Annotated in this window: 7 protein-coding genes and 1 pseudogene; 4 read left to right on the plus strand and 4 right to left on the minus strand. The window is 71.1% G+C overall.

The window, feature by feature from the left end; translation table 11 throughout:
• Positions 1-12: 12 nt before the first annotated feature.
• From AB0I51_RS38700 to AB0I51_RS38710, 3 genes are read right to left on the minus strand one after another with little or no spacing between them, the layout of a single operon-like run.
• Positions 13-1,725 carry a cation acetate symporter gene (locus AB0I51_RS38700; RefSeq protein WP_362983073.1) on the minus strand — a complete coding sequence of 571 codons (1,713 nt, stop codon included), beginning with the start codon at positions 1,723-1,725 and terminating at the stop codon, positions 13-15.
• A 5-nt stretch (positions 1,726-1,730) separates the two neighbouring features.
• Complete coding sequence (locus tag AB0I51_RS38705; RefSeq protein ID WP_362983074.1) at positions 1,731-2,090, minus strand: hypothetical protein; 360 nt, start codon at positions 2,088-2,090, stop codon at positions 1,731-1,733.
• A 2-nt stretch (positions 2,091-2,092) separates the two neighbouring features.
• Positions 2,093-2,842, minus strand: coding sequence for a response regulator transcription factor (locus AB0I51_RS38710; protein WP_262059630.1), 750 nt, complete (start codon positions 2,840-2,842; stop codon positions 2,093-2,095).
• A gap of 77 nt (positions 2,843-2,919) precedes the next feature.
• Between AB0I51_RS38710 and AB0I51_RS38715 the strand changes: the two genes are divergently transcribed.
• The 3 genes from AB0I51_RS38715 (at position 2,920) to rocD (ending at position 5,582) form a co-directional block, all read left to right on the plus strand.
• Positions 2,920-3,423 (plus strand): Lrp/AsnC family transcriptional regulator, encoded by a 504-nt coding sequence (locus tag AB0I51_RS38715; protein WP_362983075.1) that lies wholly within the window; start codon positions 2,920-2,922, stop codon positions 3,421-3,423.
• A gap of 123 nt (positions 3,424-3,546) precedes the next feature.
• Positions 3,547-4,359 carry a dimethylargininase gene (ddaH, locus tag AB0I51_RS38720; RefSeq protein WP_362983076.1) on the plus strand — a complete coding sequence of 271 codons (813 nt, stop codon included), beginning with the start codon at positions 3,547-3,549 and terminating at the stop codon, positions 4,357-4,359.
• Positions 4,356-5,582, plus strand: coding sequence for an ornithine--oxo-acid transaminase (rocD, locus tag AB0I51_RS38725; protein WP_362983077.1), 1,227 nt, complete (start codon positions 4,356-4,358; stop codon positions 5,580-5,582). The genes ddaH and rocD overlap by 4 nt, the downstream gene beginning before the upstream one ends.
• Before the next feature lie 49 nt (positions 5,583-5,631).
• Here rocD and AB0I51_RS38730 read toward each other — a convergent pair whose 3' ends face one another.
• Positions 5,632-5,895 (minus strand): hypothetical protein, encoded by a 264-nt coding sequence (locus tag AB0I51_RS38730; RefSeq protein WP_362983078.1) that lies wholly within the window; start codon positions 5,893-5,895, stop codon positions 5,632-5,634.
• 272 nt (positions 5,896-6,167) lie between these two features.
• Between AB0I51_RS38730 and AB0I51_RS38735 the strand changes: the two are divergent.
• A pseudogene (locus AB0I51_RS38735) lies at positions 6,168-6,843 on the plus strand (EfeM/EfeO family lipoprotein); the annotation flags it as partial.

Consider the following 6,843-nt stretch of genomic DNA (forward strand, 5'->3'; position numbering starts at 1 on the left):
CCTGAAGGGTTCTCACGCCTTCACCTCCGCCCGCAGTTCCTCCGGCAGATGGAACCGCGCCAGGATCGCCGCCGTCCCCGTCGGCACCCGGCCGGGGGTGGCCAGGGACACCAGCACCATGGTGAGGAAGCCCAGCGGTACCGACCAGAGGGCGGGCCAGGCCAGCAGAGTGTGCAGGGAGCCCGTGCCCGGGAAGCCGGCCATCGTCGCTGCCACCGCGACGAACGCCGAGCCGCCGCCGACCAGCATCCCGGCCGCCGCGCCGGGCGGGGTGAGCCGGGTCCACCAGATGCCGAGGACCAGCAACGGGCAGAAGGAGGAGGCCGATACGGCGAACGCGAGTCCCACGGCGTCGGCGACGGGCAGTCCGCCGACCAGGACGCCGGCGGCGAGCGGTACGACCATGGCGAGGACCGTGCCGAGTCTGAAGTGCCGTACCCCGCGCGACGGGAGGACGTCCTGGGTGAGGACGCCCGCGACGGCCATGGTCAGTCCCGACGCGGTGGACAGGAACGCGGCGAAGGCGCCGCCCGCGACCAGCGCGCCGAGCAGATCTCCGCCGACACCGCCGATCATGCGGTCGGGCAGCAGGAGTACGGCCGCGTCGGCGTCGCCGGTGATGGTGAGTTCGGGGGTGTAGAGGCGGCCGAGTGCGCCGTAGACGGGCGGCAGGAGGTAGAAGGCGCCGATGAGGCCGAGGACGGCGACCGTGGTGCGGCGGGCGGCGACGCCGTGCGGGCTGGTGTAGAAGCGGACGACGACGTGCGGCAGGCCCATGGTGCCGAGGAAGGTGGCGAGGATGAGGCCGTACGTGGCGTACAGCGGACGTTCCTCGCGGCTCGCGGCGAGCGAGGTCGACATGCCGCCGTTGGTGCCGCGGTCGGCGACGGGGACGGTGGCGCCCTCGGCGAAGGTGAGGCGGGTGCCGGCTCCGATGTGGTGGGTACCGGCGGGGAGTCGGAGCTTCGTGGCGTCGTAGCGATGGTGGTCGACCGTGCCGTTCACCGTGACGGTCAGGGGGTGGTCGAATTTGAGGTCGAGGGTGTCGTCGACCCGGACGACGCGCTGTTCGCGGAAGGCGGCGGGTTCCTCGAAGGCGTGCCGGGGTGCTCCGTCGCTCTGCCAGGCGAGGACCAGGAAGAGGGCGGGGACGAGCAGCGCGGTGAGCTTCAGCCAGTACTGGAATGCCTGCACGAAGGTGATGCTGCGCATGCCGCCCGCGGCGACGGTTGCGACGACCACGACGGCGACGATCAGCCCGCCGAGCGAGTCGGGGGCGCCGGTCAGGACGGTCAACGTCAGCCCGGCGCCCTGGAGTTGGGGCAGGAGGTACAGCCAGCCGACCCCGACGACGAAGGCGCCCGCGAGGCGTCGTACCCCGTGCGAGGCGAGCCGGGCCTCGGCGAAGTCGGGGAGGGTGTAGGCGCCGGAGCGGCGCAGCGGGGCGGCGACGAACAGCAGCAGGACCAGGTATCCGGCGGTGTAGCCGACCGGGTACCAGAGCATGTCGGGGCCCTGGACGAGGACCAGGCCCGCGATGCCCAGGAAGGAGGCGGCGGAGAGGTATTCGCCGCTGATGGCGGCGGCGTTGAGGCGGGGGCCGACGGTACGGGAGGCGACGTAGAAGTCGGAGGTGGTGCGGGAGATGCGCAGGCCGAAGGCGCCGACGAGGACGGTCGCCACGACGACGAGGGCGACCGCCGGTACGGCATAACTGGAGTTCACGCGCCTCAGCGGTCCTCTACGAGGCGCACGAAGTCGCGTTCGTTGCGTTCCGCGCGGCGCACGTACCAGAGGGCGAGCAGGACGAGCGGGGCGTACAGGCAGAAGCCGAGGACCAGCCATTCGAGGCGGCGGGAGCCCGGGGCCGCCGCGAACACCAGGGGCAGTGGGCCGACCAGCAGGACCAGCACCGCGAACACCGTGAGCGCGGCGCGGAGTTGGGTGCGCATCAGGGAGCGGACGTAGGTGTGGCCGAGGGTGGTCTGTTCGTCGATCTCGGTGCGGGGGCGGGAGTAGCCGGAGGCGCGCCGGGTGCGGCGCGGCGGGCCGGTGACAACGACCCTGCGTTCGATGGGTTCCTGAGGCACCGTCAGGACCTCCGCATCAGCAGGTCCCGCAGTTCGCGGGTGTGGCGGCGGCTGACCTGGAGTTCCTCGCCGCCGACCAGGACGCTCACCGTGCCCGCGTCCAGGCGGAGTTCACCGATGTGGCGCAGGGCGACGAGATGGCGGCGGTGGATGCGGACGAAGCCGCGCGAGCGCCAGCGGTCTTCGAGGGTGGAGACGGGGATGCGGACGAGGTGGCTGCCCCGGTCGGTGTGGAGCCGGGCGTAATCGCCCTGTGCCTCGACGTGGGTGATGTCGTCGACGGCCACGAAGCGGGTGACACCGCCGAGTTCGACGGCTATGTGGTCGGGGTCGGGTTCGTGCACGGGTATCCGCGGTGCGGCGCCACCGAGTTCGGCGGCCCGGCGCACGGCTTCGGCGAGCCGTTCCTTGCGGACGGGCTTCAGCACGTAGTCGACTGCCTTGAGATCGAAGGCCTGCACGGCGAAGTCCTCGTGCGCGGTGACGAACACGACGAGCGGCGGCTGCGCGAATCCCGTCAACAGCCGTGCCAGGTCCAGCCCGTCGAGGCCCGGCATCTGGATGTCGAGGAACACGACGTCGATGGCCTCGGGGCCGGCCGGACCGGACTCCAGGGCGCGGTTGATGCGGCGCAGCGCCTCGGTCGCGTCGCCCGCGCCCTCCGCGCTGCCGATGCGTGGATCGGCGTTCAGCAGATAGAGCAACTCCTCCAGTGAGGGGCGTTCGTCGTCGACGGCGAGGGCGCGCAGCATGAAGGTGGAGTGTAGGAGGAATTCGTACGCCTGGACATGTGCCCGGCGTGGACGTCCCCGCTGGATACAGTGCCGACATGAACAGCAGGACCACGCCGTTCGACGAGCTCGACCGGAAGATCATCAACGCGCTGATGGCGAACGCCAGGACCAGCTTCGCCGAGATCGGCGCGGCGATCGGGCTGTCCGCGACGGCCGTGAAGCGGCGGGTGGACCGGCTGCGGGAGACGGGTGTGATCACCGGGTTCACGGCGACCGTACGACCCTCGGCGCTGGGCTGGCGCACGGAGGCGTACGTGGAGGTGTACTGCGAGGGCGCCGCGCCCCCCAGACGGCTCGCGGAGGTGGTGCGCAACCATCCCGAGATCACCGCGGCGATGACGGTGACCGGCGGTGCGGACGCGCTGCTGCACGTGCGGGCCACCGATGTGGACCACTTCGAAGAGGTGCTGGAGCGGATCCGGCAGGAGCCGTTCATCCGGAAGACGATCAGCGTGATGGTGCTGTCTCACCTCCTCCCGGAAAGCCCGGAAGCGGGCGCCACCCACCCCGCCCCGGGCGACGCATCAGACCTGCGCTGACCCCGCCCAAGACGCAGCATTCCTGCGCAGACACGCAGCCTTCATCGCTTGTCGCGCGTATTGGTCTCTTCCTACCTTGGTGTCAACCCCAGTCGACATCACAGGAAGCGGAGGAACCCCTCTGTGCCCGAGACCCGTGTGCGGCGCCGGCGGCGCTTTCTCGTCTGCGAACCCAGACACTTCGCCGTGCAGTACGCGATCAACCCCTGGATGCATCCCGACCACCAGGTCGACGTCGATCTCGCCCAGGAGCAGTGGCGAACACTGATCGACACCTACCGCGAGCACGGCCACACCGTCGACACCGTGCCCCCGGCCCCCGGCCTCCCGGACATGGTGTTCGCCGCGAACTCGGCGGTCGTCGTCGAAGGCCGCGTCTTCGGCTCCTTCTTCCACGCACCCGAGCGGCGCCCCGAGTCCGACCACTACGACATGTGGTTCAAGGCGGCCGGCTACGACGTCCACCGCCCCGAGTCGATCAGCGAGGGCGAGGGCGACCTGATCCCGACCGGCCGCTATCTGCTGGCCGGCACCGGGTTCCGTACCACCCGCGAGGCCCATCGCGAGGTGCAGGAGTTCTTCGGCGTCCCGGTGATCAGCCTGACGCTGGTGGACCCGTACTTCTACCACCTCGACACGGCACTGTTCGTCCTCGACGAGGACAACATCTGCTACTACCCCGAGGCGTTCTCGCCGGGCAGCCGCGAGGTGCTCGCGCGGCTGTTCCCCGACGCGGTGCTCGCGACCCGCGAGGACGCGATGACGTTCGGCCTCAACTCCGTCTCCGACGGCCTGCACGTCTTCATCGCGCCCCAGGCCGAGGCGCTGTCCGCGCGCCTCGCCGAACGCGGCTACGTCCCCGTCCCCGTCGACCTGTCGGAGTTCCACAAAGCCGGCGGCGGCATCAAGTGCTGCACCCAGGAGATCCGCTCATGACCGCACCCGCCAGTGCCCGTACGTCCGCCGACCTCATCCGTGCCGAGGAGCCGGTCCTCGCGCACAACTACCACCCGCTGCCCGTGGTGGTCGCCCGCGCCGAGGGTACCTGGGTGGAGGACGTCGAGGGCCGCCGCTACCTCGACATGCTCGCGGGCTACTCCGCCCTCAACTTCGGCCACCGCCACCCGGCGTTGATCGAGGCGGCCCACCGCCAGCTCGACCAGCTGACGCTCACCTCCCGCGCCTTCCACAACGACCGCCTCGCCGAATTCGCCGAGCGGCTTGCGGAGTTGACCGGCCTCGACATGGTGCTCCCGATGAACACGGGCGCGGAGGCGGTCGAGAGCGGCATCAAGGTGGCCCGCAAATGGGCCTACGACGTGAAGGGCGTCGCTGCCGACCGGGCCACCATCGTCGTCGCGGCGGAGAACTTCCACGGCCGTACGACGACGATCGTCAGCTTCTCCACCGACGAGACGGCGCGGGCGGGCTTCGGCCCGTTCACGCCGGGCTTCCGGATCGTGCCGTACAACGACCTCGCGGCAATGGAGGCGGCGGTCGACGAGACGACGGCGGCCGTGCTGATCGAGCCCATCCAGGGCGAGGCCGGGGTGATCATCCCGGACGCCGGCTACCTGGCCGGAGTGCGTGAACTCACCACCCGCAAGGGCTGCTTGTTCATCGCGGACGAGATCCAGTCGGGCCTCGGCCGCACGGGCCGCACCCTCGCCGTCGAGCACGAGGGTGTCGTCCCGGACGTGCTGCTGCTCGGCAAGGCGCTCGGCGGTGGGATCGTGCCGGTCTCGGCGGTGGTCGCGCGCCGGGAGGTGCTGGGGGTGTTGCACCCGGGCGAGCACGGCTCGACGTTCGGCGGCAACCCGCTCGCCGCCGCGGTCGGCACAGCGGTCGTCGAACTCCTGGAGACCGGTGAATTCCAGTGCAGGGCAGCCGAGTTGGGCGTGGTCCTGCGGGACGGTCTGACCGAGCTGGTCGGTAAGGGTGTCGTCGGTTTCCGCTCACGCGGCCTCTGGGCGGGCGTCGATGTCGACCCGGCGATCGGCACCGGCCGTGAGATCAGCGAACGCCTCATGCGTGAGGGCGTGCTGGCCAAGGACACCCACGGCTCCACGATTCGACTGGCCCCGCCCCTGACCATCACGGCGGAAGAACTCCGTTCCGCCGTGGGCACGTTGGAGAGGGTGCTGACGCAAGGGGCGTGATGTGTCCGGTGGTTGGACCGTCACCGGGTGCCGGTCCAACCACCGACTGCTATGCGTCCGTGGAGGCGCCGGTGTCGGCCAGGGCCGCCTGCGCGAGCAGTCGACGCGCCAGGTCGCGGGCCTCGTCCACGGTCAGCGAGGCCCAGAGGCCGGGCTCGCCGCGCACCACCGGGCCCACGTCCAGGGTGACCCGGGTGATCGGCCGCTCCGGGAGCGCCAGCAGCAGTCGCTTCACCGCGACCTGCCGACCGCAGGTGGTCACCAACGGCGCTTCACCCGACGGCGGGAGCGGCTCCTGCCCTGACCGAATCATCTCGTCCACGACCCTTCTCTGAATACCCGGCGAGGTATCAGGAGCAGCGCGGAACTGGCCCGGGTTGTTCCCGACGTGGGCGAGGCGGCCGTAGCGCAACGTATGCGGCCGTACGGCGGACCGTGGTGCTCGCGGACGGTCGGGTGAACCCCGGGCGAATTCTCGCCCGCCCTCCGGTCAGGACAGGGTCAAGGGAGGCGGTGGGGGCCGTGGCGCCCTCATAAGATCGCTGGTACCGCCATCTTTCGTACGACTCCCCCTGGAGGCCCGGCGTGTCCGAAACCGCGCGCGGCGCCGAAGCCGAACCCGCTCGGACGGTGTCCGCTCCGGCTCCCGTCGGACGTCGGCGTACCGTGCTGCTCGCGGCCGGCGCTCTCGTGGTCGTGGCCGCCGTCGGGGCCGGTGTCCTGGCGGCTCGGGGGTCCGGTCCGAGCGCACGGCCCGCCACCGCTACCGACGGGCTGCCGCACACCACCGTCGAGGTCGCAACCTCCGGCTGCGGGAGCGGCTGGACGCATCCGCAGGCCGGCCATCAGGTCTTCGAGCTGCACAACACGTCGAGCACGGCGGCCGAGGTGTACCTGACCGACCCGAGGACCGGCGCGGTCTACGGCGAGGTCGAGGGGCTGGCGCCGGGGACGGTCCGGCCGCTCGGGGTCACCCTCGGCAACGGCTCGTACGCCTTCAAATGCCTGCCCGACGACGCCGACGCCGTGACCGGGCCCACCGTACGGATCACCGGGTCGAAGGTGACAAGCGGACCGGCCGCCGTCCCGGTCACCCAGCAGGAACTCATCCCGCCCACACTCGCCTACCAGAAGTGGATTCAGGCCCGGACCGTCGAACTCGCCGCGAAGACCGACGTGTTGCGGGCCGCCGTCGACCGGGGCGACCTCGCCGCCGCCCGCAGGGCGTGGCTGCCCGCGCATCTCGTCTACGAGCGGATGG

It is taken from the genome of Streptomyces sp. NPDC050549 (assembly GCF_040655035.1).
Taxonomy (GTDB): Bacteria; Actinomycetota; Actinomycetes; order Streptomycetales; family Streptomycetaceae; genus Streptomyces.